This is a genomic window from Phormidesmis priestleyi ULC007 (genome assembly GCF_003003695.1).
In the GTDB taxonomy this organism is placed as follows: Bacteria; Cyanobacteriota; Cyanobacteriia; order Leptolyngbyales; family Leptolyngbyaceae; genus Phormidesmis_A; species Phormidesmis_A priestleyi_A.
In genome coordinates this window covers 42,747-63,695 of the sequence record NZ_PVWG01000014.1, presented here as the reverse complement: position 1 = coordinate 63,695, position 20,949 = coordinate 42,747, and the positions used below count along the sequence as shown (strand labels likewise).

General features: G+C 48.3%; 20 protein-coding genes. 10 read left to right on the top strand and 10 right to left on the bottom strand.

The window, feature by feature from the left end; all coding sequences use genetic code 11:
- Positions 1-291: 291 nt before the first annotated feature.
- Together C7B65_RS13850 and C7B65_RS13845 are read right to left on the bottom strand one after the other, a co-directional pair.
- Positions 292-606 carry a DUF1825 family protein gene (locus C7B65_RS13850; protein ID WP_073073616.1) on the bottom strand — a complete coding sequence of 105 codons (315 nt, stop codon included), beginning with the start codon at positions 604-606 and terminating at the stop codon, positions 292-294.
- 110 nt (positions 607-716) lie between these two features.
- Positions 717-1,640: a J domain-containing protein gene (locus C7B65_RS13845; protein WP_073073617.1), complete on the bottom strand. Its 924-nt coding sequence runs from the start codon at positions 1,638-1,640 to the stop codon at positions 717-719.
- 256 nt (positions 1,641-1,896) lie between these two features.
- Here C7B65_RS13845 and C7B65_RS13840 point away from each other — a divergent pair, with 256 nt between their 5' ends.
- Together C7B65_RS13840 and C7B65_RS13835 are read left to right on the top strand one after the other, a co-directional pair.
- On the top strand, positions 1,897-2,343 hold the full coding sequence (locus tag C7B65_RS13840; RefSeq protein WP_223257424.1) for an SHOCT domain-containing protein: 447 nt from the start codon (positions 1,897-1,899) through the stop codon (positions 2,341-2,343).
- A gap of 11 nt (positions 2,344-2,354) precedes the next feature.
- Complete coding sequence (locus C7B65_RS13835; protein WP_073073619.1) at positions 2,355-2,894, top strand: ComEA family DNA-binding protein; 540 nt, start codon at positions 2,355-2,357, stop codon at positions 2,892-2,894.
- Here C7B65_RS13835 and lepB read toward each other — a convergent pair.
- Both lepB and C7B65_RS13825 read right to left on the bottom strand, forming a co-directional pair.
- Positions 2,884-3,471 carry a signal peptidase I gene (gene lepB, locus C7B65_RS13830; RefSeq protein WP_073073620.1) on the bottom strand — a complete coding sequence of 196 codons (588 nt, stop codon included), beginning with the start codon at positions 3,469-3,471 and terminating at the stop codon, positions 2,884-2,886. The two genes, C7B65_RS13835 and lepB, sit on opposite strands and share 11 nt — an antisense overlap.
- Positions 3,472-3,531: 60 nt before the next feature.
- Entirely contained in the window at positions 3,532-4,479 is a 948-nt protein-coding gene (locus tag C7B65_RS13825; RefSeq protein WP_073073622.1) for a cation diffusion facilitator family transporter, read from the bottom strand.
- 168 nt (positions 4,480-4,647) lie between these two features.
- Between C7B65_RS13825 and C7B65_RS13820 the strand changes: the two genes are divergently transcribed.
- Positions 4,648-5,502 (top strand): Cof-type HAD-IIB family hydrolase, encoded by an 855-nt coding sequence (locus C7B65_RS13820; RefSeq protein WP_083583049.1) that lies wholly within the window; start codon positions 4,648-4,650, stop codon positions 5,500-5,502.
- A 184-nt stretch (positions 5,503-5,686) separates the two neighbouring features.
- Here the strand turns inward: C7B65_RS13820 and C7B65_RS13815 are convergent, their stop codons facing one another.
- Positions 5,687-6,481, bottom strand: a complete 795-nt coding sequence (locus tag C7B65_RS13815; protein WP_181314394.1) for a DALR anticodon-binding domain-containing protein — start codon at positions 6,479-6,481, stop codon at positions 5,687-5,689.
- Positions 6,482-6,951: 470 nt separating this feature from the next.
- Between C7B65_RS13815 and C7B65_RS13810 the strand changes: the two genes are divergently transcribed.
- A complete protein-coding gene (locus tag C7B65_RS13810) occupies positions 6,952-7,650 on the top strand; it encodes a Crp/Fnr family transcriptional regulator (protein WP_073073626.1) in 699 nt (232 codons plus the stop codon).
- Positions 7,651-7,757: 107 nt separating this feature from the next.
- Here the strand turns inward: C7B65_RS13810 and C7B65_RS13805 are convergent, their stop codons facing one another.
- The 4 genes from C7B65_RS13805 to C7B65_RS13790 form a co-directional block, all read right to left on the bottom strand.
- Positions 7,758-9,347 (bottom strand): NAD(P)H-quinone oxidoreductase subunit 4, encoded by a 1,590-nt coding sequence (locus C7B65_RS13805; protein ID WP_073073628.1) that lies wholly within the window; start codon positions 9,345-9,347, stop codon positions 7,758-7,760.
- Between the two features lie 111 nt (positions 9,348-9,458).
- Positions 9,459-11,534: an NAD(P)H-quinone oxidoreductase subunit 5 gene (locus C7B65_RS13800; protein ID WP_073073629.1), complete on the bottom strand. Its 2,076-nt coding sequence runs from the start codon at positions 11,532-11,534 to the stop codon at positions 9,459-9,461.
- A 295-nt stretch (positions 11,535-11,829) separates the two neighbouring features.
- Positions 11,830-12,168, bottom strand: a complete 339-nt coding sequence (locus C7B65_RS13795; RefSeq protein ID WP_223257425.1) for a thioredoxin family protein — start codon at positions 12,166-12,168, stop codon at positions 11,830-11,832.
- Between the two features lie 42 nt (positions 12,169-12,210).
- A complete protein-coding gene (locus C7B65_RS13790; protein ID WP_073073633.1) occupies positions 12,211-12,924 on the bottom strand; it encodes an NnrU family protein in 714 nt (237 codons plus the stop codon).
- 422 nt (positions 12,925-13,346) lie between these two features.
- Between C7B65_RS13790 and C7B65_RS13785 the strand changes: the two genes are divergently transcribed.
- Positions 13,347-13,883, top strand: a complete 537-nt coding sequence (locus C7B65_RS13785) for a hypothetical protein (protein ID WP_073073634.1) — start codon at positions 13,347-13,349, stop codon at positions 13,881-13,883.
- Between the two features lie 18 nt (positions 13,884-13,901).
- Here C7B65_RS13785 and C7B65_RS29275 read toward each other — a convergent pair whose 3' ends face one another.
- Positions 13,902-14,033 (bottom strand): hypothetical protein, encoded by a 132-nt coding sequence (locus tag C7B65_RS29275; RefSeq protein ID WP_280523181.1) that lies wholly within the window; start codon positions 14,031-14,033, stop codon positions 13,902-13,904.
- Between the two features lie 186 nt (positions 14,034-14,219).
- Between C7B65_RS29275 and C7B65_RS13780 the strand changes: the two genes are divergently transcribed.
- The 5 genes from C7B65_RS13780 to C7B65_RS13760 all read left to right on the top strand — a co-directional run bounded on the left by C7B65_RS13780 (position 14,220) and on the right by C7B65_RS13760 (position 20,948).
- On the top strand, positions 14,220-15,248 hold the full coding sequence (locus C7B65_RS13780) for a LysR family transcriptional regulator (protein WP_073073636.1): 1,029 nt from the start codon (positions 14,220-14,222) through the stop codon (positions 15,246-15,248).
- Positions 15,249-15,320: 72 nt separating this feature from the next.
- Positions 15,321-16,748 carry a serine/threonine-protein kinase gene (locus C7B65_RS13775; RefSeq protein WP_073073638.1) on the top strand — a complete coding sequence of 476 codons (1,428 nt, stop codon included), beginning with the start codon at positions 15,321-15,323 and terminating at the stop codon, positions 16,746-16,748.
- Between the two features lie 320 nt (positions 16,749-17,068).
- Positions 17,069-18,457 carry an ABC transporter substrate-binding protein gene (locus C7B65_RS13770; protein WP_073073640.1) on the top strand — a complete coding sequence of 463 codons (1,389 nt, stop codon included), beginning with the start codon at positions 17,069-17,071 and terminating at the stop codon, positions 18,455-18,457.
- Between the two features lie 21 nt (positions 18,458-18,478).
- Positions 18,479-19,891, top strand: a complete 1,413-nt coding sequence (locus tag C7B65_RS13765) for an ABC transporter substrate-binding protein (protein ID WP_073073642.1) — start codon at positions 18,479-18,481, stop codon at positions 19,889-19,891.
- Positions 19,892-19,901: 10 nt separating this feature from the next.
- Complete coding sequence (locus tag C7B65_RS13760; protein ID WP_073073644.1) at positions 19,902-20,948, top strand: PstS family phosphate ABC transporter substrate-binding protein; 1,047 nt, start codon at positions 19,902-19,904, stop codon at positions 20,946-20,948.
- The last annotated feature ends 1 nt before the right edge of the window (position 20,949 follow it).

Sequence of the window (20,949 nt, the reverse complement as noted above, 5' to 3'; positions counted from 1 at the left end):
TCTACTGCATTGTTCTAGTTTCCACCTCGCAGCAGGTAAAAGATTTAGAGGAGCTAGACGAGCGCTCAGTGCGCCAGGGCGGGTTTCCCGTCGCAGGCAACTCAGTAAGAATCAGTTTTTTTGAGGCATACGCTTCAGAACTAAACAGGACTTGCGATGGCGCAAATTAGGGTAGGGCATACCCAAATTAACGCTTGGGGAGAATCCCACCTCTGGGTTAGAGACTGCAAGGAATCTAATTTAAGTGGTTTCGTTGAGCCAAGAATCCTCGTACCTTTAGGTCGAGGAGTGTCAATCGACTTCTCTTTTCATCCGCTCCAGGGTTATGTTCATTTGGTCAAACATTTGCTGGGGCGTGATGCCAAACTGACCGAGTTGGGTTTTAAGCTGCTCGACCGTCATTTGGGCTGAGAAGTCTTCTGATAGCTCAAAACGCTTCATGAACACTTTGTAGCGATCCATCATCGTTTCCATTTGTTCGATATACATTTTTTTGCCTTCTCGATCGAACTTGCCATAACTACTCCCCAACTGGGTCAGAGATTGGTAGTCTTCAAACAATCGCTTCGCTTCTTCTTGAACAATTTCAGAATCAAAAAATCCCATCGCTCTCATTGCCTGAATGTTTCGGCTGGCTAAAAACTTTAATATCAGCTAATAACTATCATTTTAAGTCAGTGACTTGATCCAGTTAAGTAGTGTTTCCACTACCGTCTCTACGATTGGCGACGAAAAATTCCAAACAGTCCTCCTCGCTTTTCTTCTTTGCTGGGAGGTTTAGAAGTTGAAGGCGAACCTGATGGGACTGATCCATCCAGTTTAAGTTTGGGTGCTAAGTTTGAGGCTAGTGGATCTTGAGGGTTAAGCTCAAGTGCCCGACGAATATGAGCTTTCGCCATGCCCATCATTTTTTGGCGGAGATATGAATAGCCCAATAAAGCGTGATATTCTGCCTTGTTGGGCTGCATTTTTACGGCATCTTTTAACTCTGAGATTGCCTGTGTCCATTCTTCTCGCTTCACATATTCCTGCGATCGCTCATAGTGACGACGAGCATAATCAGGCTGAACGAATTCAGAATTAGCAGATGGGTTAACCGATGGAGAGGGGATTTCAGGAGAAACAGCGACTACACCTTGCCGTTTTTCTGTGAAGAACACATCGCCCATCTTTAACTGTAGATAGACCAGATTTAGCTCACTGATCTGCTGGGTAATGGTTTCAAAGTGATCTAGCGGTTGATATTGAACCTCCGCTAACTTCGCGATCGCTTGTTCATAAAAGACATCAGCTTCTTGCACGGGCTTTCGCATTAACTCTCGTGCCGCTTCACTCTGAGGCACCAAAGCCGATTCTCGCACTAGTTTTCGCACTTTAAACCGCAGCATTGCCACCGCTTCGGTGCGTCCTTTTTCTTGTTTGACGGTTTGATAGGCAGGGCTGACTAACCGAGCAAACATCTGGGTCGCAAGCTCTGCGATCGCGGGATCGGTTGCCCCATAGCTGTCAGGGTGCAAAATTTTGGCAACCGATCGATACCGTTTTAGCACTCGTCGATCGTCTGCCACAATCGAGATTCCCAACACGGCATAGGGATCTGACAATTTGTTCAACCAGTCTGGCGAGAAGGAAGGGGTCATCAATCGTCAGTCCTTAACCATCAAACAAATTTATTTCAAACGTTCGTCGCACTCTAGAAGTTTAAGAAACGCCTGTATTATCTATACTGAGACAGACCTGTTTACACAAGCGTAGACGAACGATTTTACTGACGTGCGGGTAGGTGGGTAGTCAGTGTCAATTAAAGACGTATAGATGCAGCGACCCTAATGCGAGGAACTTCTAGCAGATATCTATTGGAAGTCTAAACTCTACTGTACTCAATGTAGTCTCTCTATGTCAGCAAAAGCCGGAGAATTAACGCTTGAGATGTTAAGGAAGCCGAAGAATCGAAAAGTTGCCGCAATACTAGCGCTAGCAGGAGTTGCACCGCTCCCATTTTTTGGTGTGTCGCTGCATTTAGTCGGGCTACACAAATTTTATCTGGGGCAAAAATGGTGGGGGCTTTTATATATCTTGTTTGCAACAACTCCCATCGCTGCGATCGCCGGAGTCATCGAGGCAGTTTGGTATTTGATTCAAGACTCCGATGAGTTTGATCAAAACTTTAATGACGAACTAGCAGAACCAGGGATGATCAGCAAAAGTGCGCCTGTGGTTGCTGAAAAAGTGGTGGCGATCGCTGATGCAATGCGCCATTTAGATCAGTTGCGGCAAGATGGATTAATTACAGAATATGAGTTTGAGCAAAAGCGGCGGCAATTGCTCGATCGCATTCATTAGGGCGATTTTGGATGGCTTTTTTGAACTGGTTATCTGAATTGAAGTTGCAGGGGCGTTCTCTTAAATCGCGCATTCGCAACGATCCTTACTACCGCTTTCAGTCTTTAGACGAGATTCGGTTAGCGGTTTCTTTAGGCATTCATATTAACGTACAGCAAGCGACTATAGACGACTGGCTGAGGCTGCCGGGGCTATCGATCCATCAAGCCCGAATGCTGACTCAACTCTCTAACTCAGGAGTGCAGTTTTACTGCGTTGAAGATATCGCCGCCGCGTTAGGGCTTTCAATTCAGCGGCTTAAACCTCTGGAATCAATCTTGCAATTTTGCTACTATCCACCTGAAAGCCTCTATCTAATTCAGCGAGTCAATCCTAATACCGCCTCGATCGAGACATTAGGACAAATTCCAGGAATAAAGCCTGTTTTAGCACGGACGATCGTTCAAAATCGTTCGACGAATGGCACCTACAAAAATTTGGCTGACTTGCAGAAACGGTTGTCTTTGCCGAGCCAACTTACGACTAATTTAATGCACTACCTCAGCTTCTAACTTTGCCCCAGCGATCGAAGGGGTAAAACCGCAGCCAAGCCCGACCGATAATATTATCCTTTGGCAAAAATCCCCAAACGTGAGAATCGTTGCTGTTGTTACGGTTATCGCCCATCACAAAAAACGTCCCTTCAGGAACCAGTGCGGGTTTCATAATATAGCTCGGTGATTCTGCAATGTAAGGTTCTTGAAGCGGCTGATCATTAACGAAAACCTGACCGTTTTTAACCTCGATCGTTTGTCCAGGTTGCCCAATGATCCGCTTGATGAATGCTTGATCTTTCTTATATCCCTGTCGCTGTAACTGAGGGGGCGGATCAAACACCACAATGTCGCCAAACTCAGGCGGATGGAGATGATATGAAATCTTCTCAACGACTAAGCGATCGCCCACTTCCAAAGTCGGCACCATCGAATCTGACGGAATAAAACGAGGTTCTGCCACGTATGCCCGGACTAAAAGCGCCAAAATCAGTGCAACAACCAGAATCTGGAGGTTTTCCCACAGCGCTTTTAATTTTGATGACGGTTCAGCAGCGATCGGAGTCTTTGATTCTGTCGTGGGATCAGAGGTCATGAGTTAAAGTTGGGCGAATGACTGCAAGTTAAGAGCAATAGTAATCAGGGTAACGCTTCTCTAGTTCCAGTCCAATTCTCGACTGGGGTTTTGCGATCGCAGCTTGTGGTCAGAAGGATGCAACTCATCGCGATCGTCATCAATTTTCATCAACACATGCACGGGCCCATAGTGTTCTCGAATAGTGGCTTCGATCTGTTCCATGATCCACTGGGTTGCCCCGATAAATTCGGGATGCAGCACGAGCCGCATTTCAATTAACACCTGACGACCCACAATTCCACGCGATTGAATCTGGTAACAGGTGGTCACGCCCTGCACTTGTCGAACGAGTTGAGAAATTGCTTCTGGTGCGATCGCGGTTTGCCGAATCATCATCGGCAATTGCCAGTTAAATACTCGCCAGCAGCTAACCACAGCCGTCAAAACCATCGTGATCGCCATGAGTGGATCGAGCCAGCGATAGCCTCTCCAAATGCCGATTAGTCCAATCAGCACCACTAGGGTCAGCCAAGCATCTTGCAAAACGTGATTAGCATTGACTCGCAGCGCCGTACTCTCCAGAGTTTTGGCTAAACGTTTTTGAAAATATGCCAACCCTAAACTAGCTAGAAACACGATCGTCAGCAGCCCAATCAACGGCAGCGACATTTTGACAGGCAGTAATGCGGGCAGTGCTTGAGTTGCCCCAAGCTGTTGAACCGACAGCCCCAACAGGCTAAAGCAGGCAAATCCTAAAACAGCAGATAGTAGTAGCGCTAAAGTAGTTTCGAGCTGACCATGCCCCCAGACTTCTCTACCTGAGATGCGATGAGGAGCCGCCACCGCCACCAAACTGAGAACTGTGCTGAAGCTATCAATTACAGTATGAAGAGCTTCTGCAAGGAGACTCAGCGATCGGGTTGCCCAACCTGCCCATACTTTTATGGCTAACACCAGCAGCGTTAGCCAGAGCGTAACAAATAAAACCTGACGACTCACCCCACGGGGATTTCTAACTTCAGCCATGACCCCCAAATTACCACGAAACCTGTTTCCTGAATCACTAATTGCGAAGATGAAAGAAAATTAATTAGGTGATTTTCTTAGGCGCTGGTTGATTGCGTTTCTAATGCAGTTTACGGGGCTGGAACGGACACCCGCATACTAGAAAAATTGAGAAAGAGAACAGTTACTATGCAGCAATTTGCCTCAGACCTCGCGGGGTCAACTAAACCAGACATTCGCCTTTTGGCATTAGATATTGATGGCACGATCGCAGGCAAATCTAATGATATCCGTGAACCTGTACTAGAGGCGATCCGCGCCGCACAAAAAAAAGGAGTGCAGGTGGCGATCGCCACCGGAAGAATGTTTCGATCGGCGTTGCGTTTTCACCAACAGGTCGGCTCGACTCTGCCATTAATTGCTTATCAAGGCGCGTGGGTGCAAAATCCTAGCTCTGAGAAGCCTGATCGTCACTGGTCAGTGCCTAGAGAACAGGTGTTGAGTTTGCTGGATTATTTCGAGCGACCAGACCTGCGATCGCTGCTCTCGGTTCACTTCTATATCAATGACGAGCTGTATGTGCGTGAGATTACGCCCGAAACGAAAGCTTATGCAGAACGATCGGGCATTCAGCCAATTGCAGTTGGCGATCTGCGCTGTACGCTCTCGACCGAACCGACTAAAGTTTTAGCACTCAGCGATGATATTGACTTGATTGACCAGTTGCTCGGCTCACTTCAAACTCAATACACACCTGCCGAACTCTATCTGACAAAATCGGTTGCCACATTCTTTGAAGCCACTAACCCTGCTGCCAATAAAGGAGCAGCCGTCCGCTATCTGGCCGAAAACGTGCTGGGGCTGAAAGCAGACAACGTGATGGCGATCGGCGACAATTTCAACGATGTAGAAATGCTTGAATATGCTGGAGTCGGGGTAGCAATGGGCAACGCGCCCGAAGCGGTGCAAGCGATCGCTCAGTGGGTGGCTCCTAGTGTAGAGCTTGATGGAGCCGCCGCCGCGATTGAGGAGTTTGTGCTTTAGCGCTGATTGGCGAATCTATGAGCTTTAAAATCAGAAAGAGCGCCGACGACTGACCGTGTTTCGTCTCGGCACTCTTGCTGGTTCGCTCCTCACACTCCAACAATTTAGCCGAGATGTCTGAGTTTGTCATCCTATTACTACATAAGAATAAGTTATGACGCTCTCATGACATTCCTATGTCGTTTTAAAGAGCAAGCGGTGCCTTGACGTTTAGTCCGACTTCAAGCAAGTGCCTCAATAACCGCTGAGTTGCCATTACTAAACCTAGTCTGCTCTGGGAGCGCTCTAGAGAAGAGGGTGACGCTAACTCAAGGATTCGACAAGCTCTATAAAAGGTTTGAAAGGCGTGACTGAGTGCAAGTGCAGACTTTAGACACGATCGCGGGTTTGTCAACAGATTAGAGAGATTATCGACGATCGTCACCAGTTGAGAAATCAATGCCCGTTCTGCTCGATGCGTGAGGCACAACTGCCCCTGAGGCGTTAACCAGGGAATCGGATCAGGCTTAAGAACCATCCAGAAATCGTCTAGAGCGTCAGTCTCTAAGCGATTTAAAGTCATGACTGGTTCATGGGCAAGACGCAGCAGCGAACAGCAGCGAGCATGGCTATGTTGACAGACAAACAACGGTTCGCTATCTTCTAAGGCTTGAACAAATGGCTTTTTCAGTGAGGTCAAGAGCGGGATTGAGTCGCTTGAGTTGGCTGGCAATGGCGGCTTCATTAGGCACTGTAACCAAACTGACAAGCCACGATCGCCCAACTCAAACTGAAGCAAGCCAGAAGAAAATGCCTTACCCGTAAAATCACTGAGAATACACTGAGCAATCGTTGAATCCTCTTGACAAAAATTTACGCTTTCTTGCTGGAACTCACCTAAAATTTGATACGCTAGTTCTAAAGAATTTCTCCGTAACACTGAGGAAAGCTGGAGGGCGATCGCAGACTGGTAAACAATAGTAAACGTATTATTCTTCACCCTTTTGAGTGGGGTCGATTTCAATAAAAGGCTAACTTTAGAAGAATCAAAATCGTTTTGATTCGTAACCGCAGATACTTTTTTTACAGTAACATCTGCCTGAGGGTAGATTACTTCACAAAGTTTGACCAGTAACAATGTGCGAAACATTGGATAAGTAATCTCAGGTAAGTTACAATTCATGGTATTTACGGTTGATGCTCTGAGACGAGATTAGTTTCGACTGAAAATCCTCAAGTTTTACTAGTGGTATTTACGGTGAGTAAATACAATTACTGAGACTCTGCGAATCGGGAAAATGGGTTTCTGTTTATGGATACATCAGTGAAAATGCCAAGAAGACTATTAAAAGCATATAAATTTCTCTTACCCTGTCTCCATCCTGGTTTGCTTGAGGATTGAGTCAATGTTCCGGTTTCGCTGACTGTTCAGCACTTGTCAAAGTCCTCACATTGTTCTCGACTAAACTTATGTACTCAGTATCTCCCCAACAAAATTCTGAAGCGTCCCGTCCTTTTCTAACCTGGCAACGGATTATCGATTGGGCACAAGAACATTATCGGGTGCGCTCTTTCAGCAAAGATGAAAAAATTCCAACCCGTCCAGGGTTGCTTTACCTGGTTCAAAAAGGTGCTGTTCGATTGGTCGGCACTGCCCAAGTCAATGCAACCAGTGCTACGCGGTTGGCTCGCATCAGTCCAGAGGAAGCCTTCTTGGGCTTTGTGGGCACAGGTCAACCCTTTGAGATTGTGGCACAGTCTCCATTTACTTTGCAGAGCTATGCTCACGTCGATCAAACCTCAGTAGTGTGGATGTATTGGCACGATTTAGACAACTGGCCTCACTTCCGCCGCGAAGTGTTAGATGCATTCCGCTATCAGCACCAGCGTAAACTCCTTTGGTTAAGCACTCTGGGGCAGCGTCGCACGATCGACCGTCTCCTGGGCTTCCTCACCTTGCTGATCGAAGAGTATGGTGAGCCAACCGATGAAGGCTATTGTTTACCCTTTCCGCTCACCCACGCTCAGATTGGCAGCGCGATCGGGTCTACGCGAGTTACGGTAACTCGACTGATGGGCAAACTGCGTCAAAAAGGCATGATTCGCACTCAGGGCGATAATTTGCTCTGCTTGCCCACTGACTCGGTTTTAACCACTGGGAATGCTTAGAAAACAGGGGCACGGCGTGCCATGCCCCTACGGGAATTTATGATCAACAAAGAAGGCAGGAGGTAAATGAATACTTCCTGCCTTCTTTGTTGGGATTTTGTTAAGGTCTAGCGAATGGCTGGTGCCTGAACAGGTTCGCTGAAATTCATTGCAACAGGTTTCTGGCTTTGCTGAAGCGCCAGTGTGGGCACCTGATCTCGAAGCCGAGCGGTTAATTGGATCGTTTTAGAATCGTAGATCTGAGTTAATAGCTTAGGATATAAGCCGATTCCGATGATAGGAATCAGCAAACTAGCGATGATGAAGACCTCACGCGGCTCTGCGTCTACTAAAACTTCGTGAGAAGTCAGTTCTTTGTTTTCAGGTCCGTAGAAGATTTCTCGCAGCATTGAGAGCAGATAAATCGGGGTTAGAATCACGCCGATCGCCGCTAAACAAACAATGATGATGCGGAAAGTAAGGCTATAAGCATCACTGGTTGCGAAGCCTACAAACACCATTAATTCAGCTACAAATCCGCTCATTCCCGGCAGTGCCAGAGACGCGAGAGAACAGGCCGTAAACATCGAGAAAATTTTGGGCATTTGTTTGCCGACTCCGCCCATTTCATCCAGCATTAGGGTGTGAGTGCGATCGTAAGTCGCGCCGACTAAGAAGAATAGACTCGCTCCAATCAAGCCATGAGAAACCATTTGCAGCACCGCACCGCTCAAGCCTAAATCGGTAAATGAAGCGATCCCAATCAGCACAAATCCCATATGAGAGATTGAAGAGTAGGCAATTTTACGCTTCAGATTACGTTGAGCAAAAGAGGTTAGCGCGGCATAAATAATGTTCACAACGCCTAAAACCACCAGGGCTGGGGCAAAGGTTGCATGAGCCGCCGGAAGCATTTCGGCATTCATCCGAATCAGGGCATAACCGCCCATTTTGAGCAAAATTCCCGCCAGCAACATATGAACGGGTGCCGTTGCCTCTCCATGAGCATCAGGAAGCCAGGTGTGTAGGGGAATGATCGGCAACTTGACCGCATAGGCAATTAAGAACGCGGCGTAGATCCAAAGCTGGAAAACCAGGGGATAGTCTTTTGCGGCGAGCGATCGAAAGTCAAACGTCACCTCTCCGCCATAGAATGCCATTGCCAGTCCAGCAACTAAAATAAACAGCGATCCCCCCGCTGTGTAGAGAATAAACTTTGTGGCGGCATAGAGACGCTTTTTCCCGCCCCAAATCGACAGCAAAAAGTAGATCGGAACTAGCTCCAACTCCCATGACAGAAAGAACAGCAGCATATCTTGCACCGCGAACACCGCAATTTGTCCGCCATACATAACCAGCATCAAAAAATAGAACAGCTTTGACTTAAAAGTCACGGGCCAAGCCGCCAAAATTGCCAGCGTAGTGATAAACCCCGTCAAAATAATCAGAGGCATCGATAAACCATCTGCCCCGACTGACCAGTTCAAATCGAGTGGCGGCACCCAAGGGTAGCTCTCAACAAGCTGCAAATCTGGGTTAGAAAAATCGTATTGGGTATAGAACGCATAGACGATCAGGGCAAAGTCGAGCAACCCTACCGTTAAGGCGTACCAGCGAACAGTTTTGCCGTCTTTATCTGGAATGATCGGAATCAAGAGAGAGGCTGCGATCGGAAACAAAATGATCGTGGTCAGCCAGGGAAAATCTGCCGTTAGCATTCTAGTTTTTAAGGTTTAGTGATGACTGGTTCAAGAATTTCGCTAATTGTTCTTTGATATAGGTTGAGGGATCAGCGAACCGTTATCGATCGCCGATCCCTCAATCCGTCTTTAAGTTATGCCAGAGAAGACGACCAAACCCAGCACCGCAACGAAGATAATCAGCGCATAAAATTGGGCGCGACCATTTTCAAGATACTTTAGACCTTCACCCGTCAGCAGTGTAGCCAGACCTGCCAAATTGACCACTCCATCTACCACCTTGGAATCGACTTCTAAAACTTGGCGGGCCAAGCGACGACTGCCCTTGACAAAGAGTTCGTTGTAGATCTCGTCGATATACCACTTGTTCTTTGAGAGCTGATAGAGAGAGGGAATTTTCGCAGCGATCGCGCCAGGGTCAATCTTGTGCCGCAAGTACATTAGCGTGGCGATCGAGATCCCAATCAGCGAAATGCCGACTGAGCTACCTGCCATCACATAAAACTCAGATAGCGTTTCTTGTCCGGCTTCTGCGGCAAGCTGCACGGTCTCACCCGGCGCGTGAATAAACGCCTCAAAATAATTGTGGAATGGGGTGCCAACCAGACCAATCAAGGTTGAAGGAACTGCCAAAATCAACAACGGCAGCGTCATGGTCAGGGGTGATTCGTGAGGGTCATGACCGTGATGATCGTCACTGTGAACCTCCTCCTCGTGAGCAGCTTCCATTGTCAACTCTCTAGGGTCCATCGCTCCGGGACCGAATGCCAACCCCATCGCCTGAAGTTGCTCGTTGCGAATCGTCTGCTTGACTGCGGCATCATTGCCCCGAAACTTGCCTTCAAAGGTCATGAAGTACATTCGGAACATATAAAAGGCGGTGATCCCAGCCGTTAGATAGCCAATCAGCCAAAGCACTGGGTTTGCGGCGAATGTGGCTCCTAAAACCTCGTCTTTAGACCAAAAGCCTGCAAACGGCGGAATTCCAGAAATTGCCAGAGTTCCCACTAAAAAGGTTAGAGAGGTGATCGGCATATACTTTCGCAATCCGCCCATCATTCTCATGTCTTGAGCATAAGCAGCATCATGACCTACGGCGCTTTCCATGCCGTGGATCACAGAGCCAGAACCCAAGAACAGCATAGCTTTGAAGTAAGCGTGAGTCATCAGGTGAAATAAACCCGCACTGTAAGCGCCCACGCCCATTGCCATCACCATATAGCCCAGTTGGGACATGGTGGAGTAGGCCAAGCCTTTCTTGATGTCATTTTGGGTGATGGCGATCGAGGCTCCCAAAAATGCCGTAAACGCTCCCGTCCAGGCAATCACCGTCATTGAAGACGGAATGCCTTCAAACATCGGGAACATTCGAGCAATCAGGAAGACTCCAGCCGCCACCATCGTTGCAGCGTGAATCAGAGCCGAAATGGGGGTCGGACCTTCCATCGCATCAGGAAGCCAGACGTGCAAGGGAAACTGCGCCGATTTTGCGACCGGGCCCAAAAAGACCAAAATTGCGAGTAGGGCGGCGATCGCTCCAGGAATGGCACCAGATGCCACCAGATCTTGGAGCCGCGTTCCGACTACATCAAACTCAAAGCTGCGGGTTGCCCAATAAAGTCCCAAAATGCCGAGCAGTAGACCAAAGTCACCGACTCGGTTTGTGACGAACGCTTTTTGACAGGCATCTGCCGCAGCTTTGCGGTTAAACCAGAAGCCAATCAGCAAATAAGAACACATGCCCACCAGTTCCCAGAAGATGTAAACCTGCACCAGATTTGGACTGATCACCAACCCTAGCATTGAGGAACTAAATAGGCTCAGATACGCATAAAAACGAACATAACCGGGATCATGCGCCATGTAGCCATCGGTGTAGACCATCACCAAAAACGCTACAGTTGTCACGATCACGAGCATTAGCGATGCCAAGGGGTCAATGACATAACCCATTGACAAATGAAAATCTCCGGCGGCTGCCCACTCAAACATCTGAGTGTAGGGTTCGTGCCCGTGGAGTTGGCTCCAAAACAAGGCAAAAGAGAGGGTCATCGCGGCACCCAAAAGCGACACGATGAAAATGGAGTTTGCCTGTCGGAGACGGTTGGTGTCTTTGTTAAATGAGATCAGCCCAAGACCAACAATCATCGCGCCTGCTAGGGGCAAGGCGGGAATTAGCCAGGCATACTGATAAATCGGTTCCATCACTCACGCCTAGTTTAAGGTTCTTTACTATCCAGGGTAGTCAATTTAGGAGAAAATGATAAACCCTTCGCCCAAACTTGTAAGGCTGGGTTATGACTCAAGCCTTTACGGGATAGTATTTCCAATTTGTTTATAGACACATCTACAGGAAGACAGGCAAAAGAGTCGGGTTGTCTTAAGAATCTAAAGCGAATTGAACAGAAAAATCTCTGCCGATCGTCGCAGAGTCCCCATAAAAGAGAAGGGAGATCGCGGGTGATCTCCCTTCTCTTTAAAAAATAGTCATCCAATCGACTCAAGTATTGGCTTGTGTCGGAATGACCTCCTGAAGGACGGTTCGCAACTCTTCACGGTTTTGATAGCTGTCTAGCCGATGTAAAAGCTTACCTCCCTGAAACAGTAAAACAGTTGGCAGGGTGGTAATTCTATAGCTGCTTGCTAATTTTAGATTCTCATCTGCATTGATTCCGATGAGCTTAACCTGCTCACCCGAATCCGATCGCAGTTTTGCTAACGCTGGCTCAATTAAACGACACACGCTGCACCAAGGTGCCCAAAAATGAACGAGGACAGGCGATGAGGATTCCAGAACTTCCTCTACAAATACCTGCTCACCAATGACAGATCGCATCATTGTTTAATTAAATAAGTGTTTACTATTGCTTTGGGATCAATCCTACCAGGCTACACGGCTAGTTGCATCAATTAAAGTTGGGTGCGCCCACCAAAGTAGAAAAATAAATGCGGTGACTCCTAAATAAGAAGGGCGAAAAAATTCCTTCCCCTCAAAAGTTTGACGTTTTTGCAGAATTGCCAAGAAAGGAATCGTTGATGTCCGTTCTTTTGCCGCTTCAAAGGCATCACCATAACGGAGCTGCAACCGCCGATCGCCGTGCCAAACCCCAAATAAATGATGCAGGATTAGTCCGATCGAAGTCACGAGTGTAAAAGTCGTTCCCAACCATAGAGTGTGAGCAACGCACCAAATCACCTGCCCAACCATTTGGGGATGTCGAGTCACGCGAATGATTCCCGACTCATAAAGATGGACTTCGGGCTTTTGAATCGCGGCAATTTCTAAAAGGTTGAACGTCGCCGGATAGAGGAAAAAGAACGAGATCGCCGAGAGAACCCACACGATCGCTTCAACACCCGGAACGCCTTTCACATTCCAGAGCGTTAACCCGTCATAGCGATGATTAAAGAAGTAGATAATCATGGGAACGGCGATGCCCAGGCTAACCACAGCAAACACCACTCGATAGAGGCGGGCACCGATGCGTTTTTCAGCCCAGGGACGCAACGCTGCTAGACCACTGTGGGCGATCGCAAACCCAGCTAGCAGCCCAAAGATAATAAAGTGGCTAGGAGTAAGCCAGTCGTAAAACATGGGAAGACAATAGAAACTAGAGTGCTCACTATCAGCTTACAGGCTGCTTAGAGAGGTTTCGGGCTTCAGGAAATCCTTCGATCTCAGAGATTGGTTGAAAATCGATGGTGCAGAGATTTCCTAGCTCTAAAGAACCTGGCTTTCCAGCCTATTCACTAATCTCGCGATCGCACAATATGAAAGGCTTCCTGCAACTAAGTAGACGTTATATTGCATAATTGCGTAGTTTACGTTCCGCATTACTAGGCAAATGCCCAAAGCAATCCAGCCATATTGATGCAGCTTACTGATTCGTTGTCTGAATCTTGGGTTAAAACCTCCGAGGTTTGCGTAAGTCCTAAAAGTATGGTTTTGGCTTTAATGCGATCGTTCGAGCCAAGTTGAAGCTGTTAAATCGACTGAAACAAAGAGAAAATCTCAAGATGAATAGTAGGTCTGAGGAAAGAACTGACGAGATTGTCAGTCACATGATCCAATATTTAGAATCCGTTCTAGAGAAACCCCACTCAATATTTGGAGGACTGCCCATTTGCCCTTTCGCCAAAAGAGCTAGGCTCCAGAACAAAATCCTCTATCAAGTGCTGCCGCTTCGAGCCGTTGAACTAGCGTTTAACGCTGAACTGATGTACATAATTGAAGAATTTTATACTAAAGATTGCCATGAAGTAATGCTGGTTATCTCCCCAGACGTTGCAGCGTTGAGTGTTAATCAGGTTGCTCAGTTGGTTGCAAATCTCAATGAGAGGCTTGCTCCCTTAAAGCTAGTCGTGTTTGGTGGGCATCCCGCAGATGATTTCAACGTTCAGGGAGTTCGGACGCGGCAAGAACCTTACATCAATTTAACGGTGCAGCCAATTAAAGGGTTGAGGGTTGCCTCCAGGCAGTTGAAAGAAACAAACTACTACCAGAACTGGTCTTTAGAAAATCTACAACACGTTGGGTTTGAGAACCGAGATTAGGATTTCCGCAACCGCATTCTAAATATTCACTTTACCGAAAATTAAAGCGCAACGGATGTCACTCAGGAAAGATCGCGATCGCCCATCCATTAGGGCAACGCCCGCAATTCCTGGTAAATTCAGGAAGTATCTGATTTCCTGCTGTTTCATAAATTCTTCACGTTACGTTTTTGTACGATCTGGGTCACATCTTGCATTTAAGGAGATTCTATAAATCGTAACGGTCTGTGCCGTGTACTGACCGCTTCCACGTTCTCTTGACAGTTTGCTCTCTAATCGTTTGCTTTACTGAGCTAATTTTTACTTGAAGCTCTTACACATTTTAGGTTTAGCCGTATGTCTGACCTTCCGTTTACTTTGGATCAGTTACGCATTCTTAAAGCGATTTCCAGCGAAGGAAGCTTTAAGCGTGCGGCTGATAGCCTCTACGTCTCGCAGCCTGCCGTGAGCTTGCAAGTTCAAAATCTAGAACGGCAGCTAGATGTGCCGCTGTTCGATCGTGGCGGACGACGAGCGCAATTGACCGAAGCTGGACATCTGCTCCTCAATTATGGAGAGAAGATTCTCACCCTCTGTCAAGAAACGTGCCGAGCGTTAGAAGATTTGCAAAACCTTCAGGGTGGCTCTCTGATCGTCGGCGCAAGTCAGACGACCGGAACCTATTTGCTGCCGCGCATGATTGGCATGTTCCGGCAACAATATCCTGACGTAGCCGTGCAGTTGCATGTGCATTCGACGCGGCGCACCTCTTGGAGCGTGGCAAATGGTCAGATTGATCTGGCAATCATCGGCGGCGAGATTTCTCCCGAACTGCAAGATTCCTTAGAGATTATTCCTTACGCGGAGGATGAACTCGCCCTGATTCTACCCACGTTGCATCCGTTAGCGCGAACTGAAGTGATTCAAAAAGATGATTTATATCGGCTGCAATTCATCGCTTTAGATTCTCAATCAACGATCCGCAAGGTGATCGATCAGGTGCTGACTCGCTGTGGAATTGAAACCCGCCGCCTCAAGATTGAGATGGAACTCAACTCGATCGAAGCCATCAAAAATGCAGTGCAAGCCGGGTTAGGCGCGTCTTTTGTGTCGGTTTCAGCGATCGAGAAAGAGTTGCAAATGGGAATGCTGCATCGGGCAAAAATTAACGATGTGGTGGTGAAACGCATGCTGTCAGTGATCATTAACCCAAATCGCTATCGATCAAAGGCTGCTGAGGCGTTTTGTCGAGAGATCTTGCCTCGCTTTACCAATCAGCCCGTGAGTTTTGAGCGCAAACAGGCACCCAACCACGTCGAGCCACAAAACCTGAGAGCGCTGCTGCATGCGTCAAACAATCATCGAGTCACCCCTGAAGTTGAGTAGGAATCTCGAAAAATAGCCTGAGTCGGGTAATCATAGGCTAATTTAGATATTAAATGCCCCTCGATCGTATGTATGCAGCTTTATTGCACCCGTCCGGGTTGCTCAAAACCGACTAATTTCTTCACCGATCTAGATAACCTCACCACGCTAAAAACGATCAAGCAGAAGTTTTGCACAAACTGCGGCATGTCGTTAATTTTAGCTGACCGCTATTTGCCCACAAAACTGCTGGGTCAAGGCGGGTTTGGAGCCGCCTTTTTAGCTCGCGATCGCTACACTCCCGGTTTGCGGCAATGCGTAGTGAAGCAGTTTCAGCCGTCGGGTCGGCTCACGCCTGATCAGTTGCAGATGGCTCAAGATCTGTTTGAGCGGGAGGCAGAAGCACTCGAACAGTTGGGCAGACAGCATTCCCAAATTCCTGATTTGTTTGCCTTTTTTGAACTGTCGATTCCTAGCCCTCATCAAGCGACAGAAGACAAATTCTTTTATCTCGTTCAAGAATTTATTGATGGAGAGACGTTAGAAGAAAGGCTGATCCGTCAAGGCAAATTTTCTGAATCAGAGGTGCTAGAAGTGCTGAAAGAAGCGCTCAAGATTCTGCAATTTGTTCATGAAAACGGCTCGATTCATCGCGATATCAAGCCTTCTAACATCATGTGGAATCTCAATAGACGGCTTTATCTACTCGATTTTGGAGCAGTCAAATACGCCACCAAAGCCGCAGGCGGATCGAAAGTCTCCACGAGTATCTATTCGTTAGGGTTTGCTCCCCCAGAGCAGGTTTCGGGCGATGAAGTCTATCCGTCTACCGATTTGTATGCGTTGGCTGTCACCTGCATTATGCTACTGACTGGCAAGCAGCCCCCAGAGCTTTTTAACGCTTACAACAACTCTTGGAAATGGCAGAGCTATGTGCAGACGAGCCAGCTCCTAGCCGATGTGCTTGATAAAATGCTGCTGCCAGTTCCCGATCAACGATTTCAGTCTGCTACAGACGTGTTGGAGGCTCTCGTCGTTCGTTCACCGCTACCACAGCCGTCGTCTCAGCCATTACCCAGCAGCAATACGTCTCCTCCCCCGCCTGTCTCGGTTTCAGGCTCTCAACCGATTCGTCAACGGGCATCTGTGCAGCCGTTTTCTATTTTAGAACTATTGGGTAATGCGGCATTTACAGGATGTGAGGGGGCATTGTTGGCGATCGCGCTCTTCAGTCTACCGATTCCCTCCCCAATCAGTGCAGGGCTTTGGCTCGTGATTGCCTTGGGCTTAGTCGTGGCTCAGTCTCGCCGCATTATCGAGAAAGTTGATCTGGTAATTTTGGCAGGTATCACGTTCGTCGTGATTGGATTTCTTCCGGTGCTTCACGCAGTGGTTGTAGGGCTGTCTTTAGGAAACGGATTCTTGGCGGTTGCAATCTTGGCGGGTTTTGGGGCACTGAGCGCGATCGCCATTACGGCTTTGTTTCGTCTGATTTACAAACTCCTCACCAACCTTCTTTAGAGTCCGCAAATTCCGCAAACAGTCTTGAGGAATTTACGCATAAGCCCGTGAAGTCGTAGTCTATAAGCATTTAGTTAATGTGAGTTCGACAGAAGTGATTGGCTACGATTGTGAATTCGGGAAGCCCCCTAAATCCCCCATTCCGGGGGACTTTGAACCGGAAATCTTGGCTCAAAGTCCCCCAATTTTGGGGGATTTAGGGGGCTGAAGCCGCTCAAAACGAAACGAAAAGCCTCGTCGAACTCACGTTTAGTTAGCAAGGTTGCGATCGCAGCTAAAAACTCAAGTCATAGCTCGCTTCAAAAGGTGGCATCGGCTGTATGGCTAAACGAAATGAATTGCTCGTGCTGGTCTTGGCGCTCCTGATCACAGGGGCACTTTTATTTATGGGTCTGCATTGGGTAGTCGGACAATTTACACCGCAAAATCAAGGCGTTCAACCTGCACAGATGGCGATCGGCGATCGTATTAGTTCAGGCAATCGAGGACTGATCATCGCCAATGAAAGTCAGGCAAAACAAACTGGAATTGAGGCGTTTGCGGCTAAAGATTTTAATCGGGCGATCGAGCAATTCAAAGTGGCAATGCAAGGCAATCGCAACGATCCTGAAGCCTTGATTTATTTGAATAATGCTCAACTCATGCAGAACGCGCGATCGTCGGTGAAGATTGCAGTCAGCGTCCCGATCGGCAGCAATCTGAATGTGGCGCAAGAAATTTTGCGCGGTGTGGCACAAGCCCAAGATGAGGTTAATCGCCGCAGCAACGAAAAGCCTTTAGAAGTCACGATCGCCAATGATGACAACGATCCTGAAATTGCCAAACAAGTGGCGGCTGAATTTGTCAAAGACGGCAAAATTTTAGCGGTGGTTGGGCACAACGCTAGCGATGCCTCGATCGCGGCGGCTCCCATTTATCAAAAAGGGCAGTTGCCGATGATTACGCCAACCAGTTCGGCAGATACGCTGTCTAACGCGGGTAGCTATATCTATCGGGTCGTGCCTAGCACTCGATATACGGCAGATGTGCTGTCTCGCTATGTGGTTAAACGCCTGAATCAAAAGAGTATTGCGATTTGTTTAGACGCAAAATCTCCTGACAGTCAATCGTTTGCAAACAACTTTATCTCTGCTCTTTCATCCGAGGGCGGTCGGTTTATCAACATTGGGTGCGATTTTTCTGCTCCTGACTTTAACCCTGGCACCGTGATTTCTAAAGCGGTAAGCAGTGGGGCAGAGGGGTTGTTATTATCGCCGCAAGTAGACCGAGCAAATTCTGCGATCGACGTTGCCCGCACCAACCAAGGCAAGCTGCAATTGATGGGCAATCAAACGCTCTACACTATCAACACTCTCAAGCTGGGGCAAGCCGACGCAAATGGGTTACTGTTGCCTGTCGTGTGGCATCCGAGTGCGATCGCAAACAATCCTTTTGCCAACAATGCCTCTAACTATTGGGGCGGGCGAGTCAATTGGCGAACCGCGATGGCGTATGATGCGGTGCAGGCGATTTTGACCGGGTTGAAGCAAAACGAAAGCCGAGACGGACTGCAAAAAGCGTTTTCTAACCCAGAGTTTGCCGCAAAAGGGGCAACGGGCACCATCCAATTTTTGCCGTCGGGTGATCGCAATGGGTCAGCGATTCTCGTCCGGGTTCAGCCCAGTTCTCAAGCTGGAATCGGTTATGATTTTGTCCCCGTCTCTCCGTAAGTCTTTTCACCTGGCTGCTTTATGTCTCAGAAAAATGAAACTCCGGTTCTGATTCTGTCACTCTTGATCACGGCTGCACTATTGGGGACAGGCTTTTGGCTGCTGATGCCGCGATCGCCCGTCAAGCCTGATCCGTTAGCCACAACGAGCCAGAATTTATCGACCAACGATCGCCTCAGTCAAGGTGAACGAATTTTAGTTCCTGTAGAAAGTAGGGCAGACAATCCAGCGTTTGCTCAGGCAAAGCAGGCGGGAGTCGCGGCGATCGTGGCTCAACAATATGGTCAAGCTGTGACCCAGTTTGAGTCAGCCCTGCAAAAGTCTCGCAATTCGCCCGAAACGCTGATCTATCTCAACAACGCTCGAATTGGAAGTAACAAATCTTATACGATCGCCGTTGCCGTTCCAGTCAGCGCTGATCCTAACGGCAGCTTAGAGATTTTGCGAGGGGTGGCTCAGGCACAGAGCGAAGTCAATCAGGCAGGCGGCGTAAAAGGTCTTCCGTTAAAGGTGGCGATCGTCAGTGATGATAATAATCCTGAAATCGCTCAACAATTGGCGAATACATTGGTGCAAAAGCCTGAAGTGCTGGGAGTCGTGGGACACTATGCCAGCGATGTGACTCTTGCCGCCGGGAGTGTCTATAACACTGGCGGGCTGGTGTGCATCTCTCCGATTAGCACAACCGTCAAGCTCTCTGGCTTCGGGAAGTATATTTTTCGTACAGTGCCGAGTGACTATATCGCGGCGGGAGCTTTGGCAGACTACACCGTCAAAACCTTACAACAGAAGAATGTAGCGGTATTTTTCAATTCTCAAAGCGCTTACAGTCAATCGCTCAAATCGGAATTTAGTCGCGCGATCGCTCTAACCGGAGGACAGGTGTCAGGCGAATATGATTTGTCGGCCCCCGATTTTAGTGCAGCGACGGCGGTCGATCAGTCGTTAAAACAAGGCGTAAAAGCGCTGATGCTGGCACCTAACACAGGCACCCTCGATAAAGCGCTTCAGGTAGTGCAGGTTAATCAGCGACGGATGACTCTGTTGGCAGGTGATGATGTTTATGCGCCCAAGACTTTAGAGGTTGGCGGACAGCAAGCCGTCGATATGGTGATTTCGGTGCCATGGCATATTAATGGCAATCCCGGTTCTGTCTTTGCCAAGAAGTCGCGATCGCTGTGGGGCGGCGATGTCAACTGGCGCACGGCGATTTCTTACGATGCGGTTCAGGCGCTGGTGGCGGCGCTTCAGCGTGACCCGACTCGATCGGGCGTTCAGCAAGCGCTTTTGTCTCCAGATTTTTCGGCAATGGGTGCAGCAGAGACGGTGCGATTTTTGCCATCGGGCGATCGCAATGTGGGCATTCAGCTTGTGAAAGTGTCGCGGGGCGATCGATTCGGTTCAGGCTTTGATTTTGTTCCAGTCCAACGATGAGAATTATTTTATGTCTCAAAAAAACGAAACGCCCGCGCTGATTCTTTCGCTTTTGGTGACATCTGGATTGTTAGGCGGTGGGTTTTGGTGGTTTACTCAGCGGTCTGGTTTTGATGCAAGCAAGGTAGCTCTGCCCAATCCACAAAATAGCGCTACTCCTTCAGCCAATTCGTCAAGCCAGCCCAATCCGTCGGCAACTAATCTTACTCAACAACCGCTACCTTCTGGACGGTTTAGCTATGGAGGCAGCACGTCTTGGGCAACGATTCGGCTGTCGGTTGACCCAGTTTTGCAAGCGGCTCATCCAGAGTTTCAATTGCGCTATGTCAATCCGATCGGAAGTCCACCGAGTTCGGGTGCTGGCATCAAGATGCTGTTAGACGGGCAGATTGCCTTTGCTCAATCGTCGCGTCCGGTTTCGGATCAAGAATATCAACAAGCGCAGCAGCGAGGATTTAGCCTCAAGCAGATTGCAGTCGCGATCGATGGGTTGGCAGTGGCGGTCAATCCTGGTCTTAACGTTGCCGGGTTAACGATCGACCAGTTAAAAGCCATTTACAGTGGTCAAGTCAAAAATTGGCAAGAAGTCGGCGGATCTAATGTGCCGATCGTGCCGCTGTTTCGATCTTCAAGTACTCAGAATGTATTTGGCGAAACCGTTCTCGCGGGGCAGCAGCCAGGGGGAAACGTGCAAATTGTTTCGACGACGACTCAAGCGCTGCAAAAACTCGCTGCCACTCCTGGAGGAGTTTATTTTGCGTCCGCGCCAGAAGTGGTGCCTCAATGCACCGTCAAGCCGTTAGCGATCGGAAAATCGCCCGGTCAGTTTGTGCCTCCTTATCAAGCGCCTTTAGTGACGAATTGCCCGACTCAACGCAATCAGTTAAATATTCAGGCGTTTCAGAATGGCAGCTACCCGATCACCCGCAATTTGTTTGTAGTGGTGAAGCAAAACGGCGGCACTGAACAACAGGCAGGAGAGGCGTATGCGAATTTGCTGCTGTCAGATCAGGGGCAGGATGCGATCGCTAAAGCAGGGTTTGTGAGAGTTCGGTAAA